The 22494-nt window shown below is 57.9% G+C and carries 23 protein-coding genes, 1 tRNA gene and 1 riboswitch; of the genes, 7 read left to right on the forward strand and 17 right to left on the reverse strand.

All coding sequences use genetic code 11. From position 1 onward, the window contains the following. Positions 1–106: 106 nt before the first annotated feature. The 13 genes from ribBA to RMS03_RS01055 all read right to left on the reverse strand — a co-directional run bounded on the left by ribBA (position 107) and on the right by RMS03_RS01055 (position 11191). A complete protein-coding gene (gene ribBA / locus RMS03_RS00995; RefSeq protein ID WP_310625263.1) occupies positions 107–1276 on the reverse strand; it encodes a bifunctional 3,4-dihydroxy-2-butanone-4-phosphate synthase/GTP cyclohydrolase II in 1170 nt (389 codons plus the stop codon). A gap of 43 nt (positions 1277–1319) precedes the next feature. Next, complete coding sequence (locus RMS03_RS01000) at positions 1320–2090, reverse strand: polysaccharide deacetylase family protein (RefSeq protein ID WP_310625264.1); 771 nt, start codon at positions 2088–2090, stop codon at positions 1320–1322. 52 nt (positions 2091–2142) lie between these two features. Next, positions 2143–3297, reverse strand: a complete 1155-nt coding sequence (locus RMS03_RS01005) for an LD-carboxypeptidase (protein WP_310625265.1) — start codon at positions 3295–3297, stop codon at positions 2143–2145. After that, positions 3260–3910, reverse strand: a complete 651-nt coding sequence (locus tag RMS03_RS01010; RefSeq protein ID WP_310625266.1) for a riboflavin synthase — start codon at positions 3908–3910, stop codon at positions 3260–3262. Before RMS03_RS01010 ends, RMS03_RS01005 begins: the two co-directional genes overlap by 38 nt. A gap of 29 nt (positions 3911–3939) precedes the next feature. Then, on the reverse strand, positions 3940–5055 hold the full coding sequence (ribD, locus tag RMS03_RS01015) for a bifunctional diaminohydroxyphosphoribosylaminopyrimidine deaminase/5-amino-6-(5-phosphoribosylamino)uracil reductase RibD (RefSeq protein ID WP_405023478.1): 1116 nt from the start codon (positions 5053–5055) through the stop codon (positions 3940–3942). A 45-nt stretch (positions 5056–5100) separates the two neighbouring features. After that, positions 5101–5514: a type IV pilin protein gene (locus tag RMS03_RS01020; protein WP_310625268.1), complete on the reverse strand. Its 414-nt coding sequence runs from the start codon at positions 5512–5514 to the stop codon at positions 5101–5103. 15 nt (positions 5515–5529) lie between these two features. Next, positions 5530–6183, reverse strand: coding sequence for a hypothetical protein (locus RMS03_RS01025; RefSeq protein WP_310625269.1), 654 nt, complete (start codon positions 6181–6183; stop codon positions 5530–5532). Continuing rightward, complete coding sequence (locus tag RMS03_RS01030; RefSeq protein WP_310625270.1) at positions 6180–6935, reverse strand: PilW family protein; 756 nt, start codon at positions 6933–6935, stop codon at positions 6180–6182. The genes RMS03_RS01025 and RMS03_RS01030 overlap by 4 nt, the downstream gene beginning before the upstream one ends. 10 nt (positions 6936–6945) lie before the next feature. After that, positions 6946–7455, reverse strand: a complete 510-nt coding sequence (gene pilV / locus RMS03_RS01035; protein ID WP_310625271.1) for a type IV pilus modification protein PilV — start codon at positions 7453–7455, stop codon at positions 6946–6948. Next, a complete protein-coding gene (locus RMS03_RS01040) occupies positions 7446–7967 on the reverse strand; it encodes a prepilin-type N-terminal cleavage/methylation domain-containing protein (RefSeq protein WP_310625272.1) in 522 nt (173 codons plus the stop codon). The genes pilV and RMS03_RS01040 overlap by 10 nt, the downstream gene beginning before the upstream one ends. A gap of 53 nt (positions 7968–8020) precedes the next feature. Then, positions 8021–8470: a transcriptional regulator NrdR gene (gene nrdR, locus RMS03_RS01045; RefSeq protein WP_310625273.1), complete on the reverse strand. Its 450-nt coding sequence runs from the start codon at positions 8468–8470 to the stop codon at positions 8021–8023. Positions 8471–8912: 442 nt separating this feature from the next. Continuing rightward, entirely contained in the window at positions 8913–10157 is a 1245-nt protein-coding gene (gene glyA / locus RMS03_RS01050) for a serine hydroxymethyltransferase (RefSeq protein ID WP_310625274.1), read from the reverse strand. Positions 10158–10209: 52 nt separating this feature from the next. Next, positions 10210–10339: riboswitch (ZMP/ZTP riboswitch) on the reverse strand. A gap of 27 nt (positions 10340–10366) precedes the next feature. Next, the gene (locus RMS03_RS01055; protein ID WP_310625275.1) at positions 10367–11191 is read right to left on the reverse strand and encodes a lytic transglycosylase domain-containing protein; all 825 of its coding nucleotides are present in this window, start codon (positions 11189–11191) and stop codon (positions 10367–10369) included. A gap of 89 nt (positions 11192–11280) precedes the next feature. Here RMS03_RS01055 and RMS03_RS01060 point away from each other — a divergent pair, with 89 nt between their 5' ends. After that, on the forward strand, positions 11281–14157 hold the full coding sequence (locus RMS03_RS01060; RefSeq protein WP_310625276.1) for a DUF349 domain-containing protein: 2877 nt from the start codon (positions 11281–11283) through the stop codon (positions 14155–14157). Here RMS03_RS01060 and RMS03_RS01065 read toward each other — a convergent pair. From RMS03_RS01065 to RMS03_RS01080, 4 genes are read right to left on the reverse strand one after another with little or no spacing between them, the layout of a single operon-like run. Further along, positions 14154–14984 (reverse strand): UDP-2,3-diacylglucosamine diphosphatase, encoded by an 831-nt coding sequence (locus tag RMS03_RS01065; RefSeq protein ID WP_405023479.1) that lies wholly within the window; start codon positions 14982–14984, stop codon positions 14154–14156. The genes RMS03_RS01060 and RMS03_RS01065 overlap by 4 nt on opposite strands. A gap of 14 nt (positions 14985–14998) precedes the next feature. Continuing rightward, positions 14999–15505, reverse strand: coding sequence for a peptidylprolyl isomerase (locus RMS03_RS01070; protein ID WP_310625278.1), 507 nt, complete (start codon positions 15503–15505; stop codon positions 14999–15001). 42 nt (positions 15506–15547) lie between these two features. Beyond that, a complete protein-coding gene (locus tag RMS03_RS01075) occupies positions 15548–16150 on the reverse strand; it encodes a peptidylprolyl isomerase (RefSeq protein WP_310625279.1) in 603 nt (200 codons plus the stop codon). Continuing rightward, the gene (locus RMS03_RS01080) at positions 16147–16731 is read right to left on the reverse strand and encodes a hypothetical protein (RefSeq protein ID WP_310625280.1); all 585 of its coding nucleotides are present in this window, start codon (positions 16729–16731) and stop codon (positions 16147–16149) included. Before RMS03_RS01080 ends, RMS03_RS01075 begins: the two co-directional genes overlap by 4 nt. A gap of 168 nt (positions 16732–16899) precedes the next feature. Between RMS03_RS01080 and cysS the strand changes: the two genes are divergently transcribed. The 6 genes from cysS to RMS03_RS01110 all read left to right on the forward strand — a co-directional run bounded on the left by cysS (position 16900) and on the right by RMS03_RS01110 (position 22273). Further along, a complete protein-coding gene (cysS, locus tag RMS03_RS01085; protein ID WP_310625281.1) occupies positions 16900–18273 on the forward strand; it encodes a cysteine--tRNA ligase in 1374 nt (457 codons plus the stop codon). Next, complete coding sequence (locus tag RMS03_RS01090; protein WP_310625282.1) at positions 18274–18921, forward strand: DNA-3-methyladenine glycosylase 2 family protein; 648 nt, start codon at positions 18274–18276, stop codon at positions 18919–18921. Positions 18922–18942: 21 nt separating this feature from the next. Then, positions 18943–19920 carry an acetyl-CoA carboxylase carboxyltransferase subunit alpha gene (locus RMS03_RS01095; protein ID WP_310625283.1) on the forward strand — a complete coding sequence of 326 codons (978 nt, stop codon included), beginning with the start codon at positions 18943–18945 and terminating at the stop codon, positions 19918–19920. Then, positions 19883–20851, forward strand: coding sequence for a tRNA lysidine(34) synthetase TilS (gene tilS, locus RMS03_RS01100; RefSeq protein ID WP_310625284.1), 969 nt, complete (start codon positions 19883–19885; stop codon positions 20849–20851). The genes RMS03_RS01095 and tilS overlap by 38 nt, the downstream gene beginning before the upstream one ends. A 36-nt stretch (positions 20852–20887) precedes the next feature. Then, positions 20888–22156, forward strand: a complete 1269-nt coding sequence (locus tag RMS03_RS01105) for an aspartate kinase (RefSeq protein WP_310625285.1) — start codon at positions 20888–20890, stop codon at positions 22154–22156. 24 nt (positions 22157–22180) lie between these two features. After that, positions 22181–22273, forward strand: a tRNA-Ser gene (locus tag RMS03_RS01110). Positions 22274–22494: the final 221 nt, after the last annotated feature.

A 22494-nucleotide genomic window follows, 5' to 3' on the forward strand; every position in this document is an offset into this window, starting at 1 on the left:
ATTTGGTATCGTTCTTCTCGGCTGAGGTGCTTGTACATTGGGCAACTTCGACTTGGCGGTTAAAGCGGCCATGATGCTCTCGCATCCTCAGCCACCTATAACCAGTTCATCTTTGTTGCACTTCGTCCTTGAATCCGCCGGACAAATAGCTCGTGATTTCAAGTCCATAGCCCGTCATGCTGGGCATGCGGCGTGGGTTGCCCATGAGGCGCATTTTTTGCACGCCGCAGTCACGCAAGATTTGCGCGCCCACGCCGTAGCTGCGCAAGTCCATGCGCCCACGCTCGGGACCATGGGCCGAGCGAGCCGTGCCGTCGAATTGTGAGAGCAGTTGCTCACCGCTTTCACCGCAGTTGAGCAGCACCACCACACCTGTACCTTCGGTGCTGATGCGCGCCAAGGTGACATCCAAGCCCCAAGAGTGCATGACGCGGCTGGGCTCTAGCGCATCGAGCACCGAGAGTGGTTCGTGCACGCGGGCCAGCACTTCGGCGTCAGCACCCCAAGAGCCTTTGACAAGGGCTAGGTGCACGTCGCCGCTGGTCATATCCTTGTAGGCGTTGGCGGTGAACTCGCCATGCGCGGTCTGCATGGGGCGCGAGCTGACTTTGTGTACCAAGGATTCGTTGCGGCTGCGGTAGGCAATCAGGTCCGCGATGGTGCCGATCTTTAGGCCGTGTTCTGCCGCGAAGATTTGCAAATCAGGCAAGCGAGCCATGGTGCCGTCGTCCTTCATGATTTCACAAATCACGGACGAGGGCGAGCAACCCGCCATCGCGGCCAAGTCGCAGCCCGCTTCGGTGTGACCAGCGCGCATCAGTACGCCGCCGTTGACCGCTTGCAGTGGGAACACATGGCCGGGCTGCACCAAGTCGCTAGGCTGGGTGGCTTTGGCGACAGCCACTTGAATGGTTTTGGCGCGGTCTGCTGCAGAGATGCCGGTGGTCACGCCCTCGGCGGCTTCGATGGAGACGGTGAACGCGGTGCTGTAGACCGTGCCGTTGCGTGCGGCCATGGGCGGCAGCTTCAAATATTCGCAGCGCTCGCGTGTGAGCGTGAGGCAAATCAGTCCACGACCAAAACGCGCCATGAAGTTGACGGCCTCGGGCGTGACGTGGTCAGAGGCCAGCACCAAGTCGCCTTCGTTCTCGCGGTCTTCTTCGTCCACCAAGATGACGATGCGACCGGCTTTCATGTCGGCCACGATGTCTTCGACGGAAGCGATATGAGCGGAGCTTGTTGTTGACGTTGGGGTTGATGTGTGTGTGCTGCTCATGGCGAAATTCTTCTAAAAGTAGTCATGTGCTTTGTGATTCCTCTTAGTAGTTGCGTAGGTCGTCGAGAACATAACCCCGCTGTTGCAAACCTTTGATCAACATTGTCAGTTGCAATTGGCCATCGAAGTGATTTGGAAACATTTGATCGTGCATCAATAAAATCAGCTTACCTCCACGTGTTGTGCTGCCCGTCTCGAAGGCATCATCTATCTCGTTGAGCAATTGAGGCACAGACTGTACAGGTTTGCCTAAGGAGAGATGGGCCCATTCCAAATCCCATCCATACAAGTCAAATCCAGCGCGAGATACCAAGTCGTCATCTACTTGTTCTTTGAGACGTTCTTGCGCATCAATGTAGGGATCATCTTGCTTCAGGTTTTTCAATCGAAAAACATTGCGTCCAGGTAAGCGCGAAGGAATTGATTTTTTAAAATCAAGGCCGAGTACTTGCGCTCCTTGCGTCATGTCCTTCACCACGCATTCAGGACATGAATAGAAGTATCGATAGTGATCGTGTGCATGTGAATAACTGTGGTCGCCGACTTGCACATGGTTCAGCGCTTTGGCTTGTTTGAGAAGTTGTTCACCATCAGGATAGCTCTGGACATGCATCCCCACCATGAACAAGGTGACGGGCACTTTTTCTTGTGAAAACACGTCCATGATGTTAGCTGCGCCAGCAAGAGGCCCATCATCAATCGTGAGGTAAACCTTGCATGAGGGCTTACATGTCGGCTCGCTCCAAGCCAAATGGCTCGCACACGAGAGCAAGATTAAGAGCAGCATTCGAAAAAATTTGATGCGAAAAGCCATATCGTTCTCCAAAATTTCAATGAGCCGCTGTTGTGATAGCAATAAAAGCTGCTTAAACAAGGTTGGCGCTGACGATGCCTGTGACGGTGTCACCGTGGCGGCTGAAAACAGCCGCGGTGTTCATGGGTAAAGGCATGTTTGTAGGGCCGTGTCCAAAAAGATCGTTGGCTTTCAACACAATTTTCCCAGGGGCAAACTGCTGTGCAAAACGTCGAATGATGTAATCGAATTGCGCTTGTATCTCTGGTGGGTTCGCTTTCCCGCCCTCATGGAGAATATCCCCAAAAATAATCCCTGCACAATTTTGTAGTAAATGGGAATACGACATGCCGATGAGCTTGCGGGAAAACCGACCAGGGTCATCCGCAATTGACTCTAAAAACACAAACTTCCCCCGCGTGTCGAGTGTGAAGTCGGGCGCGCCGTTGAGTGCAGATACCAGTAGCGAATTACCGCCGACGATTTTTGTCTTCGCCTCTGTCATAGTCGCAGCCCTAGAGTTCAAGGCGGAAAAGAGGTAAGTGACGTGAGGTGTTTTGCCGCTCAGAACATCCAGTGCGGAACCGATTCCGTTATGGTTCCACCCAGGGGATATATCCCCGTTGATGCCCAGCACGACCGAGTGAATCGATGGCCACTTCAAATAAGCATTGGCATAAACATGCAATGCCGTCACATCAGAATAGCCAAGAATAGGTTTGACTTTGGCGGGGCGAGGGTAGCGCGTTAGCGCCCCTAATATGCTGCTGCCCCAGCCGCCGCCGCCAATGGCCCAAATTGCCTTTGAGTTTGATGTCAAGGCGTTGTGAAGGAACTGTGCGCGTTTTTCAATCGTGTTGGCCTCGTCCAAAGGAGAGGTGGGTTCAATCATGTCTTCTGGGATGTTCACCTGAAAAGGCGTGTTGGCGAAATACGCCCTGATCTTGGCGTAACGCTCTTTCGGATTGTCAACGGGGGAAGATGGTGCGATCACATCAATCACATCGCCAGGAACCAGAAAATCCCACGCAGGTGCATTGGTTTGCGCGTGCAGCATTTTGCTGGGCAAAGTTATGCCAGCGGCGGCACTTGCTGCTTGAGTGATGAACGAGCGACGGTGAAGCATGAGTAAATCCTTTGATAAATTTGTGTGTGTGATGGCCTTGTCCTGCGGATGTGAGGCAAGAGGATCAGGCATCCGATGACATTGCAAGCATTCTTGCGACATAGCGGGCCACGGTGTCAATTTCGAGGTTCACCGTGTTGCCCGTTTTGAGTGAGCCCAAAGCGGTGTTGTCCAAGGTGTGAGGAATGAGGTTGATGCTGACTTCTGCACCGCGCAGTCCCAAGGGACCGTCGGCGTCAAAAAAGTCTTTCACACGGTTGACCGTCAGGCTCACCCCGTTGATGGTGATGGAGCCTTTGTAGGCCAAGTATTTAGCGAGGTCGGTGGGCGCCATGATGCGCAGCTCCCAGCTTTCGCCGATTTGCGCAAAGTGGCTCACATGACCAATGCCGTCTACATGGCCGGACACGATGTGGCCGCCCAAGCGGTCATGCGCGCGCAAAGCTTTTTCAAGGTTGACGCGGCCAAGCTCGGTCAAACCACTGGTGCGAGCCAGTGATTCAGCCGAGATGTCGATGGTGAAGATGTGTGTGTCAAGGTCGAAGCTGGTGACCGTCATGCAAGCACCGTTGAGCGCGATGCTGTCCCCCAGTGCGACGTCGTTGAGATACGCGGCAGGGGCCTCGATGGTGAGACGCTTGCCGTGGCTTAAAGAGCTACCCAGGTCGTGGACAGCGGTGATGCGCCCCACGCCGGTGATGATTCCGGTGAACATGGCGATATTTTCGCAGGTTTACAGCCCGCTTACCGCGCAAGGCGGGCCAATATCCTTAAATCAGCTCCGATTTGTGTCACTTCGTGAAACGTGAGGGCTTTTGCATCATCCAACGTGGTGAATGATCCGAGGTTGGTCATGCCTCGGCCTTGGCCCATGAGCTTGGGCGCGAGGTAGGTGAGCAACTCATCCACCAAGCCTTCGCTCAGCAGGGAGCCGTTGAGTTTGTGGCCAGCTTCCACATGAACTTCGTTGATCTGTTTTTGCCCAAGGTCTTGCAGCATGGCCGCAAGGTTCACCTTGCCAGTGGCATTGGGCAGGCACACCACGCGGGCGCCTTGGGCCTCCAGGGCTTGGCGGCGTTTGGCGTGGTCGACTGCGCAGTAAATCCACACGGGGCGTTGCGGCTTGAACAGTTGGGCGGTGAGTGGCGTTTCGAGTTGACTGTCCATCACCACCAGTGTGGGCTGGCGTGGCGTTGGGATGGCGCGCACATCGAGTTGTGGGTTGTCCTCCAACACAGTGCCGATGCCGGTGAGCACCGCGCATGCGCGAGCACGCCATGCGTGACCATCGTCACGCGCGGGGGCAGAGGTGATCCACTGACTCACGCCGTTCTCCAGCGCGGTTTGGCCGTCTAGCGAGGCAGCGATCTTCAGGCGCACCCACGGTGTGCCGTGCGTCATGCGTTTGAAAAACCCGAGGTTGAGTTCGTGGGCTTGCGCTTCGCGCAAGCCCACATCCACCTGCACACCCGCAGCACGCAAACGGGCGATGCCTTGGCCGACCACTTGGGGGTTGGGGTCTTGCAAGGCCACCACCACACGGGCCAGGCCCGCTTGGATGAGGACGTCGCAGCAGGGGCTAGTGCGTCCTTGGTGGCTGCAAGGCTCCAGCGTCACATACGCGGTGGCACCTGCCACGTCGCGGCGATGGCCTTGCGCATCACGCAAGGCCATGATTTCGGCATGGGCTCCGCCTGCGCGTTGGGTGTGACCGCTGCCGAGCACGGCACCGTCAGCGCCGACGATGACGCAGCCCACACGGGGGTTGGGGCTGGTGATGAACAGGGCTTGCTCTGCCAAGGCCAAGGCTTGGGCCATGTGGGCGGTGTCAGTGACGGTGAAGGGTGTGTGTGTGGGCATGGGCGGCATTATCGGCGGCGTGCCAACCCTTGGTGTGATGCCGCGTCAAAGGCTCCAGCAGATGGCGCTGCTTTGTTTGGCGTTCAGCACCCCACGTTCCCCCAATTGATTGAGGGTGAGCGTGCCGCATTCATCCGTTGCTTGTGGCCCTACAGGTTGCGCACGCAAGGTGTAAGTTTGTGCGGTGGTGGTGAGTTGCAGCACATAGCGCTGGCTGGGGATGGCGAGCACGCTGGCGGGTACATCCGCCAGCTTGGGGTAGCTTCCGTTGGCGCTGGCCGCACGCTCAAGCCAATGTGCGGCTTGCAGCAACGACGCCCGCGCTTGGGTGCGTTGGCTGCGCAACAGGTGTTGCTGGTAGCTGGGCCACGCCATGCTGGCCAAGACTGCGATGCAGGCGACGGTGATGAGCAGTTCGATCAGACTAAAGCCCCGGCTGCGGTGTGTGTGTGATGTCATGGTGCGCTTGCTCGGTCAGTTGTGCAGCACATGCCAGCTCTGCCATTGGCCGCTGGTGGCCGTGGGAGTGGGGCGTGTCCAAATGGCTTGCAGCACCGTGCTGCTGCCGGGCAAGACGCCGTTGGTCAAGACGGTGATGCGGTAGATGAACTGACCGCTCTCTGTGCGTGGCCACACCTCCACCCAGTAACCCGCTGTACCCGCACCCTCAGGCATGTCTTGCGCTGCCACGGGCATGGCTGATGCGGTGTTGGCCTTCCAGTAGCTGGCTGTGTTGGCGCTGGCGTCTAGCACGGTGGGGGCGCAAATGCCTGCGCGGCAGATGTCTGCACCTAGGCGTTGGCGCAGCACGGGATAGTCGGCCACAGACGAGGGGAAGAACACATGGGTTTGTGTGTCAGTGCCCACGGTGTGGCGCATGTCGGTGGTGGGGCTGGTGTCGCTTGGGCTGCTGGCGGCGTTGCTGGGGCCCACGATGTCTTGCACCGCCAGTGGCAAGACGGCTTGCGCTTTGTGTCGGGTGCGCAGCTGGTCGGCTTCGGCGTTGAGCAGCAACTCGTTCACCCACAGATGGCGCATGGCCAACAGCGTGGCGAGGCTGGCCATCGCCAGCAAGCCCATGAGTGTGGGCAAGGCAAGGCCGTGTGCAGCATGTCTGGCGTGGCTCATGGCATCAGGCCTTGGCGGTTGTGCAGTGTCATGACGCGTTTGAACACGCGGCGCACGCGGCCATCGGCGGCGAGTGCCTCGCCTTGACAGCCTGTTTGATCTGCATTGGGTTTGGCGTTGTGAACGGTATTGATGCTGGCCACGCGCAAGCACACTTCAATGGCCATGACCTGCGACATGGCGCTGACTTGGTCTGCGGTTTTCCATTGCATGGTTTGGCTGCTTGGGTTCGCTTCGGCGTAGCGAAGCTGGAAGTCTTCCACGCCTTCGGCCAAGGCTTGGTAGGTGCTGCCGCTGAGGTTGAGGTCTTTGCAGGTCAGCTCTTTGTTGGTGTTGAGTTTGTAGTGGTTGCTCACGGTGGCTTGTGTGCTGCTGGTGTTGCCTTGGCAATCCAGTGCATCAAAGGCATGCCAATGTCCTAACCTGAGGCTTTCGACGTATTTGCTACCTTCGACGCCCGCGAGGGCAGCTTGCCCAGCTTCCTCCGTCGGTGATAAGTCCACGGTGATGCCCCCTTCGGAGCTGTTGCTTGCACTGAGATAGACGCCGCCTGCTAGGTGTGCTTGCTCACGCACGGTGTGCAGGGCCATGCGGGCATTGGCATGGACTGCGTCGGCTGCCGCCATCGCGGCCCAAGTCTGTTGGCTGCTGCCATACGCGGACAGGCCTGCGGCGGTCACCAGCAGCCCCAAGCCCAGCCCGAGCAGCAGCTCTGGCAAGGTCAAGCCACGTTGAGGCAACAAGGTGGTCATGGCAGGCGCCTCATCGCTCAGGCCGCAAGAACAAGCGCCAACAGCTCATTTGCGCGGGGCAGGGCGGTGTGCCAGCGGTGGTGTCAGTGCGGTAGGTTTCGGTGGCATCGCGCCAAGCGATGACGATGCCCCACCAAGCCGGTGTGTCTGCGAGGTTGAACACCGCAGCATCGCCCTCTGGAAGCTGGGTTTGCAAGGCGGTCTGGAGTTGCTGCACATCCCACTGTGCGAGTTCGCTGCGGTTGCAGGCGGTGGCCGCGCAGTTGTGGCTGGCGCTGGCTGTTGCACTTGCACTTGTCCCCCACGTTCGGGCATACATGGCACGCTGCGGCGCGTTGAGTTGCATGCGTTCGGCCAAATCGTCGGCAATGCCGGCGGCCACCGAGCGCATAAGTTGTTGGCGTTGCAAGACCAAGGCGTGTTGGTGCATCCATAACAAACCCAATACGCCAAAGGCCAACACCAGCATAGCCACCAATGCTTCGACCAAGGCAAAGCCCGTGACGCGGTTCAGTTGCATGACTCGCCCGACTGCCAGCGTAAACGGCTGGTGCTGTTGAGGCACACCACGCTGGCAATGCCCAGCGCGGTGTTGCGTGATCGGATGACCCATCGGTCCCCCACGTTGCCCAAGTCGCCGCGTGCGCTGACATCGAGCGGGGTTGACTTGCCAAACGTCACTTGCAACGGGGTGTGCAGTGGCGAGGCTTGCAGCACGGTTGAGTTGGACTTGAGACGAATCTCCCAGCCGCAACTCCAATCGGTTTCTGTCGATGTGGCCCAAGCGCAATCGCGCAAACGTGCGACTTGCAAAGGCTCGCTGCGCTGTAGCGCCCGCAGGCGAGAGGCTTGCAAGTCGTTGAGTAGTTGATCGCGGGCGGCATCCACACGATGGCGTTCTTGGAGCCTCTGCAAGCCAGGGGTGGCAAAGGCAGCCAAGCTGGCGATCACGCCAAGGCACACCAAAAGTTCGGTGAAGGTGAAGCCTTGCTGCGTTGTCTGTTTAGCGACAAAAAAACCTAGCGTTTGCATATTGCAAATGCTAGGTTTTGAAGGTGGTTTGGCTGTTTGCTAAAACTCGAAAACTATTTGCGAACTTCGTCCACCAAGCTCTTGAAGTCGTCAATGTCTTCAAAACTGCGGTACACGCTGGCAAAGCGGATGTAGGCCACTTTGTCGAGTTTTTTGAGCTCTCGCATCACCAACTCACCAATGCGGGTGGAGGGCACTTCGCGTTGGCCAAGTGCCAGAAGTTTTTCTTCGATGCGCTCAATCGCGTTGTCTACCTGCTCGGTGCTGACGGGGCGTTTGCGCAGGGCGAGGCTCATGGAGTCCAAGAGTTTGTTGCGTTTGTAGTCGATGCGGCGCCCGTCTTTTTTGACGATGTTGGGAAAACTGACATCGGGGCGCTCGTAGGTGGTGTAACGCTTTTCACACGCCCCGCATTGGCGGCGGCGGCGAATGGAGTTACCGTCTTCGGACATGCGGGTCTCGACGACTTGGGTTTCTAGGTGGCCGCAGAAGGGACATTTCATGGGGTGTTCTCGGTTTTGCTTTAATCTGTGCTTATTTGTTCTTGTCTGCGTTCTTTTTTTGCGGGGCTCGCTGAGGGTGTTTGGTATCGGCCGCTTCCTCATCAGGCGTACCACAAATCGTCAGCGGCCAATACCAAACACCCTCAGTCTGCGACGTGCGTTGCTTCGCTCGCATGGTTCAATCGTCGCAGTTGTTCGAACGAAGTTGCACCGCTCGCAGACTTCACGCGGACGGGTCGTGCCAGCAAAGTCGCAATGCAACGAGCGAACCAGTCCTAACTCACACAGCGCGGGTTGTGGGTACGGCGGGTGATGATTTCTGTACCCAGTATGAAGAGCCCACCGTGCCTGCAACCCGTGCCATCTCCGGCGAGAAACCTCCACGAAAACAAGCCACCTAAAAACAAAACCCCCGACGCAGAGGAAGGGGGGCGATCAGACGTTACTTGTAAACAGGAAACTTAGCGGTCAGCGCATGTACCTTGGCTCGCACCGCTGCAATGTTGGCTTCATCGTGTGGGTTGTCCAACACATCCGCAATCAAGTTGGCGGTGATACGAGCCTCTTCGTCCTTGAAGCCACGCGTGGTCATGGCTGGTGTACCAATGCGCACGCCGCTGGTGACGAAGGGTTTTTCTGGGTCGTTCGGAATCGCGTTCTTGTTGATCGTCATGTGCGCAGCGCCCAAAGCTGCTTCGGCTTCTTTGCCCGTAATTTTCTTGGATCGCAGGTCCACCAACATCACGTGGCTTTGCGTGCCGCCGCTGACGATGCGCAGGCCACGGGCCGTGAGTGTTTCAGCCACGATCTTGGCGTTTTTCACCACTTGAGCTTGGTAGTCTTTGAACTCAGGTTGCATGGCTTCTTTGAAGGCCACGGCCTTGGCGGCAATCACGTGCATCAGCGGGCCGCCTTGCAGGCCAGGGAAGATGGCGCTGTTGATGGCTTTCTCGTGCTCGGCTTTCATCAAGATGATGCCGCCGCGTGGGCCGCGCAAGCTCTTGTGGGTGGTGGAGGTCACCACGTCGGCGTGCGGTACGGGGTTGGGGTATTGGCCAGCGGCGATGAGGCCCGCGTAGTGGGCCATGTCAACCAAGAAGATGGCACCCACGTCTTTGGCCACTTTGGCAAAGCGTGCGAAGTCAATGTGCAGGCTATAGGCCGAGGCACCCGCGATGATGAGTTTGGGCTTGCTCTCGTGGGCCTTTTTCTCCATCGCGTCGTAGTCGATTTCTTCTTTGTCGTTCAGGCCATAGGACACCACGTTGAACCACTTGCCGCTCATGTTGAGTGCCATGCCGTGGGTCAAGTGACCACCTTCGGCCAAACTCATGCCCATGATGGTGTCGCCGGGCTTCAAGAACGCCAAGAAAACAGCTTCGTTGGCCGATGCGCCGCAATGGGGCTGCACGTTGGCGGCTTCAGCACCGAAGATGTGTTTGATGCGGTCGATGGCGAGTTGCTCGGCCACGTCCACGTGTTCGCAGCCGCCGTAGTAGCGCTTGCCGGGATAGCCTTCGGCGTATTTGTTGGTCAGTTGCGAGCCTTGGGCTTGCATGACGGCGGGCGAGGCGTAGTTCTCGCTGGCAATCAGCTCGATGTGGTGCTCTTGGCGGGCGTTCTCGGCCTGAATGGCGGCCCAGACTTCGGGGTCGGTTTGTTCGATCAAGATGTTGCGGTTGTACATACTGGCAGTCCTAGAAAAAGGTGGTGTCCCGGCTTTAACCGAAAAGTAGCGGCAGGGCTGCCCAGGCGAACGACAAAACACCTCTGTATCTCAGAGGCTGCGCGCTTCCCAGTGGTCATACATCCACGTCAGCGGTACAGGGCAAATGCCCCACACGCCTATCGCCAGTTGCGCACGAGTGAGAGTTTACCGCGCTTCAATTACCCCACTTACTCACCCTCATCTTTGCCAAAAGGCGTCAAGCGCTGGGCTTTTTTCCACAGGCTTTCCAAGCGGGCGGTGGCGGCTTCAGCCGCGGTGGCGGGTGGGGGGGTGATAGGCACTTTCACGCCTTTGGCCACTTGTTGCAAGCGGGCGTTTTCGGCCATGACTTTGCTGGCATAGCCTTGGTCATCCTTCATGTTGCCCGCACCCACATAGAGTTTGAGGCCGCCTTCGAGACTGCCAGAGCGGCTGATGCACTCTTTGAGCACGTTCACGCCCACGCGAACGTTGGCCACGGGGTCAAACGCGGCCAAGGAGCCGCCAAAGCCTTGATATTTTTGTTCGTGGACCTTGGTTATGACTTGCATCAGGCCTTGGGCGCCGACGTTGCTCTGGGCGAAAGGGTTGAAGCCCGATTCAATCGCCATGATGGCCAAGATGAGTGTTGGCTCCAGTTGGTTGCTGGGACCGAGGTTATAGGCTTCGGCAACCAGTGCGCTCAGGGGTTCGGGTGCAACGCGGTATTTTTTACTGAGCCAATAAGCCAAGTTGGCTTGTTGTTTGGGTAAGTCGCGTGGGTCGGTGGCGGTGGCGCGGTCCACGGCGTCGGCGTCGGTGGCAATGCCCAGTTCGTCGTATTGGCGCTCCTGCAACCAACTGATGACCTTGGCTTCGGCCACCACCCGCAGGTCGGTGCGCACACTCAGTGCCACCACGAAAAAGAAAATAGACAGGCCCACCACGGCCAAGCCGTTGTGAGAAATGGCAAAAAACCCCTGCGCCACATCGGTCGCAAAGGTGCGTAGACCTTGCTGTAATTTGGCAAACATAGGAATAGGCATAAATTTATAAATAAAGAATAGGCAAAAATTTTAAAGCCTCGGCGACAATCACGCAAAATTTCCTGTGAGCCCTACTTGTGACTAATTCTTCTGACAAACCTCTCAACCTCGCTGCGCTTGACCAATTGACGGGCGGTGCTTTCTCTGTTTCAACATCGGCAGATCGTGCCGCACGTTTGCGTGATTGGTTGCCCAACCAACCCACCTTGGAGCAACTCCAGGCGGTCTTCACCGAAATGAGTCACCGCGACAAAGGCGCTGCCAAAGTGCTGCGCGAAAAAATCGACGAGTTGCGTCGCAGCAAAAGCCAAGACGCTTTGATCGCGGAGTGGGCGGCCAAAGGCGAAGCCTTGCGCGATGCCACTCGCATCCACTTAGGCGATGCCATGGGCTGGCAGCGCGATGCCGCCAAAGCGGGCGCCCCCTTGTCGCGTGAGCCCTTGGCGAGTTTGAAAACCGCATTGGCCGAACGCATCAAAGCCATTGAAGAGCTGCAACACCAAACCCAAGTGCAGCGTGAAGCTGCTGTGCTGTTGGCGCAGCGCATTGAAGTGCTGTCCACTAAGCCGTGGCAAGACGCCTTGGCCCAGTGCGATGCCTTGCAGGCAGACCTCGACCGTTGGTTGACCCAAGCCCAAGCCTTGGCGGCGAACGCCCAGTGGCCCAGTGTGGATGCCAAATTCCCACCTGCTTTGCAAACCAGCACCCAGCAAGTGCAAGCCGTCTGGACCGCGTTTGGCGAAGCCCTGAGCTTGACCGAAGCCGCCGCCGCAGATGCTGCCGCGCCACTGCCCGCCGTGCCTGCGTGGGCTGACCAAATCCGTGTGGCCCGTGGCGAAGTGTTGTCCCAGGCCGCAGCCTCCGCCAAAGCACCAAAGCCGCCTGCTGCTGCGGGTGTGGCGGGTGTAGACGCCACTCGCAAAGTCAAACCGAGCGCTGACAAAGCCGTGGTAGACCAAAAGCGCATAGAACTGGCGATGCAAGCCGAAGCCTTGTTCAAGCCAGCTCCTGTGGCCAAACCTGCCAAGGTCAAAGCACCCAAAGCCGATGAGGCCGCCGCCCTGCCAGACGCGCCTGTGGCGGATGGCGTCATCGTGGAAGTGACGGCATCTGTCGCGACCGTCGACGTGCCAATAGATGCGCCTGCTGACGTCGAGCCAGCTTCCACCTCACCCGCAATCACCTCCGAAGCGTTGCCCACCGCAGAAAGCGCCGCGCCCGAGGTCTCTACCGACGCGGCGGCTCAAGCCACACCGACTGAAGTGACCGCCCCAGCATCCGCTCCTGCCGCAGCCAAAGCCGAGGAGGTGGCGCGTGTGCCCGTCATGGGCGGTCGCAAGTTGCAAGAAACCTTGCGTAACTTGCGCGAGCAATGGAAAAAAATCGACAAAGAAGCCGCGCCCAATCCTGCGCTGTGGAAGCGTTTTGACAGCGCCTGCAACCGCGCTCACGAAGTGGTCGAGGTTTGGCTCAAAGAAGCGCGTGCGCAAACCACGGCCCACAAAGCCCAGCGTTTGGCCTTGATCGAAGAAGTCAAAGCGTGGACTGTCGAACATGCCAACGGCCCTGACTGGAAAAACGTGGCCCGACAGTTGCACCAGTTCGCCCAACGCTGGCGCGAAAGCGGCCACCTGAGCGAAAAAATGTTTGCCGAGCTGCAACCCGTTTGGAAAGCCGCCATCCACGCCGCGCACGAACCGCTGGAAGTGATGCAAAAAGCCAGCTTGGCCCGCCGCCAAGCCCTGATTGCCGAAGCCCAAGCCTTGGGCGCTGCGCCTAGCTTGCGTGTGGATGCGGTCAAAGCCTTGCAGCAACGCTGGCAAGAAGAGGCCCATGCCGTGTTGCTGGACCGCAAGCAAGAACAAAAACTGTGGGATGCCTTCCGTCAACCGATTGACGAAGCCTTTGCGCGCAAATCGTCCGTGCGTGAGCAGTCGCAAGCGGCGCTGACGCCGCACGACAAAGTCGTGCTCGAAGCGGCCAAGGCTTTGGAGTCCGCCACCGCCAAAGGCGATGCCGCGCAGATTCGCGCCGCCATGCAAGCCTTGGAGCAAATCGCACACGGTGAAGTGGTGGTGGCCGAGCCCGTTGCCGCCCCTCCCGCTGTGACGGCTGCTGAACCTGCTTCAGAGCCTGTGGCTCAAGAAGCGCAAGCACAAGACACTCAAGCCTCCGCTACACCCCACCAGGGTGCGGACGCTGCGCCCAGCGATGTCGCTGCAACGGATACGACGGAGGCACCTACATCTGACGCTTCTGATGCGGTACCCGAGCCCGTTGCCACCGAAGCACCCGCCAAACCCAAAGCTGCACCTCGCCCCGTGGTGGCGGTGCGCGGTGATGACCGCCCGGGCCAAAAGCGCACCAACGCTGCATCGGCCACGCGTGGTCGCGATGGCAAGCCAGGTGGCAAGTTTGGTGACAAGCCTAGCTTTGGTGGTCGTGACGGCAAACCTTCACGCGATGGCGGACGCGACGGCTTTGCCCCGCGTGGCCCACGTTTGGGCGATGCTGCCTTTCGTGCCCAACGCCATGCGTTGGAATCTGCCCAAGACGCGTTGCGCCGTTTGGCCGCTCACGCCCATGGCGAGGTGTTGACCCAACTCATGCACGCCTGGGAAAAGCGTGATGCTGCCCAACTGCCCGCTGCGCAAGCGATTGGCAGCAAGCTCTCGCCTGCACAGCGCACCCAATGGGCGCAAGCCTTGGCGGCGCAACCGCAAGGCGACACGGTCACGCCGTTGCTGCGTTTGGAAGTTGCGGCCGATTTGCCCACACTCGCCGCACAGATGGATGCGCGGCGCGCCTTGCAGTTGCAAATGCTGACGCGTCGCAACGATCCCTCGCCCCAGATGACATGGGCTGCCGATGCTGCGCACGTCTTGGGTGGTGCGTATGACGAAGCGGCCGCACGTCGCTTGCAAGCCGCGCTCAAGGTGTTGCTCAAGCGCTAGCTTGTACTCAACGGCCAGCGACTGAGCCCATGTGTGGGGCTGCTGGCTTGCTCACGCAGCCAACACAGCACTCCAAGGCGAGGCGGTTGGGCATCGGCATGCCAGTCGCTCAACACCCAACGGCTCAGGCCTTGACCCAAGTCGTGTACCGCAGCTTGATGGGTGTGGCCGTGTAGCAGCACGTGTGCATCAGCGGCTTTGAGCCAGTCCACCGCAGCGTGTGTGTCTACATCGGCATAACCGACGGCATCAAGAGTATTGGCATGGTTTTGTTTGCGTGCTTCGCTTTGGTTACGAATGCTGCGTGCATAGGCTTGGCGTTCGGCCAAAGGTTTTGCCAAGAATGACGTTTGCCATTGCGGCTGACGCACCTGGGCGCGAAACGCCACATAGTCGTGGTCATCCAAACACAAGGCGTCACCGTGGCTCAGCAAGATGCGTGTGGTGGTGTTGCTGGCGTTCGCACTTAGTGACAGCACCGTGGGGTCGCTCAAGCCTTGCATGCCTGTGGCGGCGAGCAAGTCGGCTCCCACCAAAAAATCGCGGTTGCCGCACATGAAATACACAGGCATGCGCTGTGCCGTGGCCTTGAGCACGGCCATGCATTGCTGGGCGAAGGGGTCAGGGTTGTCATCACCGACCCACACCTCAAACAAATCCCCCAAGATGAAGAGCGCGTCTGCGGGGGTGTGCGCCATGTGGCTCGCCCACGCTTGGAAGGTGGCGAGTTCGTCGGCGTCTAGATGCAGATCAGAGATGAAGTCCACGCGCTGCCACGCATGCGGTGCTTGTACGCAGGGCACAGGCGTAGGCAGCGTGGGGGACAGCGATGGCACGGGGCTTAAAGCGCAACCGCTTTTTCGATGATCACGTCTTCTTTGGGCACATCGTCGTGAAAGCCTTTGCGGGCTGTTTTGACGGCGGCGATTTTGTCAACCACCTCGTTGCCACTCACCACTTTGCCGAACACGGCATAGCCCCAGCCTTGCATGCTGGGTGCTTTGTGGTTCAAGAAGTCGTTGTCGGCCACGTTGATGAAGAACTGCGCCGTGGCCGAGTGTGGGTCGGAGGTACGGGCCATGGCCAGCGTGTAGTGGTTGTTTTTGAGGCCGTTATTGGCTTCGTTTTCAATCGGGGCGTCGCATTCTTTTTGCGTCATGCCGGGCTCGAAGCCGCCACCTTGCACCATGAAGCCGGGGATCACGCGATGAAAAATGGTCTTGTCGTAGTGGCCTTTGTTCACATAGTGCAAGAAGTTCTCGGTGCACTTGGGGGCTTTTTCGGCGTCCAGTTCGATGGTGATGACGCCGTGGTCCAAGATGTGCAGTTCGACTTGTGGGTTGCTCATGGTGTTTCCTTTGACTTTGAAAGCGTGAAACCAGCGCGGCGCTCAAAGCTGCGTGGCGGATTGAATGACGATGGGTGTGCGTGGCACATCCGTGGGGAAGGGGCCGCCAAAACCGGTGGGCGTGCTTTTGATTTTGTTGATGGTCTCCATCCCCGAAATCACTTTGCCAAACACGGTGTAGCCGGGTTGTTGGGCGGAGGGGTCTAAAAAGCCATTGTCCGCCACGTTGATGAAGAACTGGGCGGTGGCCGAGTTCGGCACATTGGTGCGCGCCATGGCGATGCTGCCCAGGGTGTTGCGCGGGCCGCCTTTGGCCAAGGCTTCGCGGCCCTCGTGCTCGACGGGTGGGCGTGTGCGGCGCTCGATATAGCGTTGGTCATAGCCACCGCCTTGCACCATGAAGTTGCCAATCACACGATGAAAAATGGTGCCGTCGTAGTGCTTCTCGCGTACATATTGCAAAAAGTTGTCCACGGTTTTAGGCGCTTTGTCTGGATAGACCTCGACCACAAACTCGCCTGCGTTGGTGACAAACTTCACCCGTGGCGCATCTTGCGCCATCGCTGTTGGGACCAAGCCCGTCCCAGCAAGAACACAAAAAGCGAGTGGGGCGAGGGCTCGGCGGGTGAGGTGTATGAGGGTCATGGGTTGCCTTGTGTCATATCAAGAACGGGTTTGAGACGTTGAATTTTCAGAGCAGGTTCGCGCAGCGTGGGCTCAATGACCAGCGCACGTTCGTAAGATTGGCGGGCCATGTTGACCAGCAAGTCGCCCATGTTTTCTTGGGCAGTTGCGTAGCTAGGATTGGCACGCAAGGCCGCCTCGAGAGAGACTTTGGCATTGAGGTAGTCACTCTTGGCCGCGTAAAGCACGCCCAAATTGTTGTGGGGTTCGGCCAACTCTGGGTACTCTTGCGTGAGCGCTAAGTAAACCTGCAAGGCCATGTCCAGTTGGCCCAGTTGCTCAAACAAGAAGCCTTGCCAAAAACGCATTTGTGGGTCACGCGGGTTGGTCGCCAAGTTTTTGTTGGCCAGCAGCAAGGCGTCGGGATACTTCGCTTGGCGCAGCAGCTTGCGCATATCGTTGTGCGGTGTGCTGATGACCGTGGGCATCATCGATTGGCCCGGTTGCCACTCCAAGGCCTCCACGCTTTGCGCTGCGGCAGCCCAAGACGCCATGCTCAGCGCCAAGCTCAGCGCCCATGTCGCCATAGATCGGGTTTGCATTGGGGAGGGGCTTGACGCAGGCAGTGCCAAAAACGGAGCAGAAGAGAGGGCGTGAGGGTTTGTCATGTGCTTTGTATACTGGAGACATTGTAAAACAGAGGGTCTCAACGACTCTTTGGCTTTCACCTCATTACCGACCCTTCATTGCGGTCTTCTCTCGATTCACTCATGACGCTTCGCATTCACAACACGCTCACGCGTGCGCTGGAACATTTTTTGCCGTTAGAACCCGGACACGTTCGCATGTATGTGTGTGGCATGACGGTGTACGACTTGTGCCATTTGGGCCACGCTCGTTCCATGGTGGCGTTTGACGTGGTGCAACGCTGGCTCAAGGCCAGTGGCTATCGCGTCACCTACGTGCGCAACATCACTGACATTGATGACAAGATCATCAAGCGCTCACTTGAAAACGGTGAGACCGTGCGCGGCCTGACCGACCGCATGATTGACGCCCTACACCAAGACGCCGATGCCCTTGACATCGAACGCCCCACGCACGAGCCCCGTGCGATGGACTATGTGCCGCAAATGCTCTCGATGATTGGCACTTTGCAAGCCAAAGGCTTGGCCTACCAAGCCAGCAACGGCGATGTGAACTACGCCGTGCGCAAGTTTGCCGATTACGGCAAGTTGTCGGGCAAGTCGCTTGACGAGTTGCAAGCGGGCGAGCGCGTGGCCGTGGACGATGGCAAGCACGACCCACTTGACTTTGTGTTGTGGAAATCGGCAAAGACAAGCGAACCCGACGAAGTGAAATGGGCTAGCCCCTTTGGCGCAGGCCGCCCCGGCTGGCACATCGAATGCTCGGCCATGAGTTGCGAGATGTTGGGCCAAAGCTTTGACATCCACGGTGGCGGTGCTGACTTGCAGTTCCCGCACCACGAAAACGAAATCGCCCAAAGCGAAGGTGCCAGTGGCAAACCGATGGCCCGTGTGTGGATGCACAACGGCTTTATCAATGTGGACAACGAAAAAATGTCCAAGAGCTTGGGCAATTTTTTCACCATCCGTGATGTGCTGAAAGAGTTTGATGCAGAAACCGCGCGTTTCTTTGTGGTGCGCAGCCATTACCGCAGCCAGCTCAACTACAGCGATGTGCATTTGAACGATGCACGTGGCGCGTTGAAGCGCCTCTACACCGCGCTGGGCACAGTCACGCCCGATGCGGTGACGATTGATTGGGCCGAGCCACACGCCGCACGCTTCAAGGCCGCGATGGACGATGACTTTGGCACCCCCGAAGCGGTGGCCGTGTTGTTTGAACTCGCGGGCGAAGTCAACCGCACCCAATCCAGCCAAACGGCAGGCTTGCTCAAAGCCTTAGGCGGCGTGTTGGGCCTGCTGCAAGACGCCCCCCAAGCCTTTGCCCAAGCTGGTGCCCGTGTGGACGAGGACGCCATCCAAGCCCACATCGCGGATCGCGCTGCGGCCAAAGCCATCAAGAACTTTGCTGAAGCAGATCGCATCCGCAATGACTTGTTGACTCAAGGCATCATCCTCAAAGATTCCCCCACGGGCACAACCTGGGAGCGAGGTTAAATGATCGTTACTCAAGAAAACGTCACCACCGCCACGCCCGATTACTGGGCCGAGGCGTGCAAGCATTTGGTCAAAAAAGATCGGGTGATGAAGCGACTCATTCCGCAGTTTGGCGAGGCCTCGTTGCAGTCACGCGGGGACGCCTTTGTCACGCTGGCGCGCAGCATCGTGGGTCAACAGATTTCGGTCAAGGCGGCCCAAACCGTGTGGGACAGGTTTGCCAAACTGCCACGCAAAATCACGCCAGCCAATGTACTCAAGCTCAAGGTGGATGACATGCGTGGGGCGGGCTTGTCAGCACGCAAAGTTGAATACATCGTGGACTTGGCGCTGAACTTTGACAGCGGTGCCTTGCATGTGAAGAACTGGACCTTGATGGATGACGAAGCCATCATTAACGAATTGGTCGCCATTCGCGGCATTGGTCGTTGGACGGCGGAGATGTTTTTGATCTTCCATCTCATGCGGCCCAATGTGTTGCCACTGGATGATGTGGGCCTCATCAACGGCATCAGCCACAACTACTTTTCGGGCGAGGCGGTCAGCCGCAGCGAGGCCCGCGAGGTGGCGGCGGCATGGGCACCTTTTTGCAGTGTGGCGACTTGGTATATTTGGCGTTCGCTAGATCCGCTGCCAGTGGAATATTGAGCAGCTAAGGAGTGATTAATTTTGGCTAAAAAAACTTTCCTCGACTTTGAACAACCCATTGCTGAACTCGAAGGCAAGATTGAGGAACTGCGTTATGTGCAAAGCGAGTCAGCCGTTGATATATCGGACGAGATTGAACAACTCAGCAAGAAAAGCTTGCAGCTGACAAAAGAGATTTACAGCGACCTCACGCCTTGGCAAATCACCAAGATTGCCCGCCATACGGAGCGCCCCTACACGTTGGACTACATCAATGACATCTTCACCGACTTCGTCGAAATGCACGGCGACCGTCACTTTGCCGATGACTTGAGCATCGTCGGTGGCTTGGCCCGCTTCAATGGCAACGCCTGCATGGTGTTGGGTCAGCAAAAAGGCCGTGACACCAAAGAGCGTGCAGCGCGCAACTTTGGCATGAGCCGTCCTGAGGGCTACCGCAAAGCCTTGCGTTTGATGAAAACGGCTGAAAAGTTCAAGTTGCCTGTATTTACCTTTGTGGATACGCCCGGTGCATACCCTGGCATCGACGCCGAAGAGCGCAGTCAGTCGGAGGCAATTGGGCGTAATATTTTCGAAATGGCTCAACTCGAAGTGCCCATCATCACCACCATCATTGGTGAGGGTGGTTCGGGCGGTGCCTTGGCCATCAGCGTGGCGGACCAAGTGTTGATGTTGCAGTACTCGGTGTACTCGGTCATCAGCCCCGAGGGCTGTGCCTCGATTTTGTGGAAAACCTCTGACCGCGCCGAAGACGCTGCTGAACAATTGGGGATCACCGCACATCGCCTCAAAGCCTTAGGTTTGGTGGACAAAATCGTCAACGAGCCCGTGGGCGGCGCGCATCGTGATCCCAGGCAGATGGCGGCTCAGCTCAAGCGTGGCTTGAACGACGCCTGGCGTCAAGTCACCGACATGAAGGTCAAAGAGTTGCTCGACAAACGCTACGAGCGCCTGCAAAGCTATGGCCGCTACACCGACACCAAAGCTGACGCGCGTTAACTTCCCCTCGCTGGACGCGCTCCAGCATTTAGGCACGTTCGCCGTTGCGCTCAGCGGCGGTGCCGATTCCACCGCTTTACTCATGGCCTGTGCTACCCGTTGGCCAGGCAAGGTACACGCCGTGCATGTGCATCACGGTTTGCAAGCCGCTGCCGATGGTTTTGAAGCGCATTGCGTAGCCTTGTGCGCGCAGCTAGACGTACCGTTGGTGGTACAACGCGTGAATGCCACCCAGGCTGCAGGCGAGAGCCCAGAAGACGCGGCCCGCCAAGCGCGTTACCGTGCGCTCGCACAAGCGGTGCAAGACAACTGGGGAGGGCGCATTCAAGACATTGTGTTGGCCCAACATGCAGATGACCAAGTGGAAACCTTGTTGCTGGCGCTCTCGCGTGGCGCAGGCTTGCCCGGTTTGGCGTGCATGCCTGCCTTGGCAGTGCGCGATGGGTTGACCTATCACCGCCCTTGGCTACATGTGCCGGGCCAAACCCTGCGTGATGTACTGCACGCCGCAGGCCACGCGTGGGTCGAAGACCCCACCAACTCCGATATCCGTTACACCCGCAATCGCATCCGTGTTGCGCTGTTGCCGGTGATCGACCAAGCCTTCCCCTCGTTTCGGCAAACCTTTGCCCGCAGCGCCTCACACGCGGCGCAAGCACAAACCCTGCTGCAAGAAGTGGCGGCGCAAGATCTAACACACATCGGCAACCCGCCCGCCATCCAAGCCTTGCAGCAACTCAGCCTTGCGCGACAAGCCAATGTGCTTCGCCATTGGTTGGCACAAGAGCACTCACAAGCCAGTGCAGCGCAACTGCAAGCCCTGTTGGTGCAAGTCAAAGCGTGTACCACCCGAGGCCACCACATTGACATCAAGGTAGGGCGAGGCTTTGTCAGACGCGATGGCGCTGTACTGCGTTGCTACAATCTTTAGCTTTTGTTTGATCACACAACAATTTTTCCACCACATATGGCATTGATCGTTCACAAATACGGCGGCACTTCGATGGGCTCGACAGAACGCATTCGCAACGTCGCCAAGCGCGTGGCCAAATGGGCCCGCGCAGGTCACCAAATGGTCGTGGTTCCCTCCGCCATGAGCGGCGAGACCAACCGTTTGCTTGGCCTCGCCAAAGAGTTGGCGCCCTCCAAAGCAGACTCGGCCTATAACCGCGAACTCGACATGCTGGCTGCTACTGGTGAGCAAGCGTCCTCAGCTTTGTTGGCCATTGCGCTGCAAGCAGAAGGCCAGCCCTCGGTCAGCTACGCCGGTTGGCAAGTGCCCATTCGCACCAACAGCGCCTACACCAAAGCCCGCATCGAATCGATTGACGATGCACGCGTGCGTACCGATTTGGATGCAGGCCGAGTCGTCATCATCACTGGCTTTCAAGGCAAAGATGACCACGACAACATCACCACCCTTGGCCGTGGTGGCTCTGACACCTCAGCCGTGGCCGTGGCGGCAGCCCTCAAGGCCAAAGAGTGCTTGATTTATACCGACGTGGACGGCGTATACACCACCGACCCACGCGTGGTGCCTGAAGCGCGTCGTTTGCATACGGTCAGCTTCGAGGAGATGCTGGAGATGGCATCTTTGGGTAGCAAAGTTTTGCAGATCCGATCGGTCGAATTTGCTGGTAAATACAAGGTGCCGCTGCGCGTGTTGTCCAGCTTCACCGCGTGGGACATCGACATCAACGAAGAAGCCAAATCAGGCACGTTGATCACCTTTGAGGAAGACGAAAAAATGGAACAAGCAATCGTATCGGGCATCGCATTCAACCGCGATGAAGCCAAAATCTCTGTGGTAGGTGTACCCGACAAGCCTGGTATCGCCTATCAAATCCTAGGTGCTGTAGCCGAAGCCAATATTGAAGTGGACATGATCATTCAAAACATCAGCAAGGATGGCAAAACCGATTTCAGCTTCACCGTACACCGCAACGACTTCGCACGCACCACCGACTTACTCAAAGACAAAGTGTTGCCAGCCTTAGGCGCAAGTGACGTACAAGGTGACACCAAAATTTGCAAAGTCTCCATCGTTGGCATTGGCATGCGCAGCCACGTGGGCGTTGCCAGCAAGATGTTTCACTCGTTGAGCGAAGAGGGTATTAACATCCAAATGATCTCCACCTCTGAAATCAAAACTTCGGTGGTCATCGACGAGAAATACATGGAACTCGCTGTGCGTGCGCTGCATAAAGCATTCGATTTGGACCAACCTGCTGCATAAGTTAGTGCATAATATATACCTGCTGGAAACGTGACCGAGTGGCCGAAGGTGCTCCCCTGCTAAGGGAGTATGGGGTGTAGAGCCTCATCGAGGGTTCGAATCCCTCCGTTTCCGCCAGCACACCTATCCGCATACGTCTATATAAGTCTGTATGTGTTCGCTAAAAGAGAGCGAAGCCTTATAAGGCTGCTGAAATACCCCCCCATCAAGGTCCACGCCCGAGCCTGTTGGTGCGTTATAGACCAAGCACTATTGCAAGCCACACTTTTCAGATCATGCGCGGAGCCGACACCTTCACAGAGAGCTTATTCACCATGCGGCGTCTGGATGACTTCGTG

The organism is Limnohabitans sp. (assembly GCF_031538885.1).
Taxonomy (GTDB): domain Bacteria; phylum Pseudomonadota; class Gammaproteobacteria; order Burkholderiales; family Burkholderiaceae_C; genus Limnohabitans.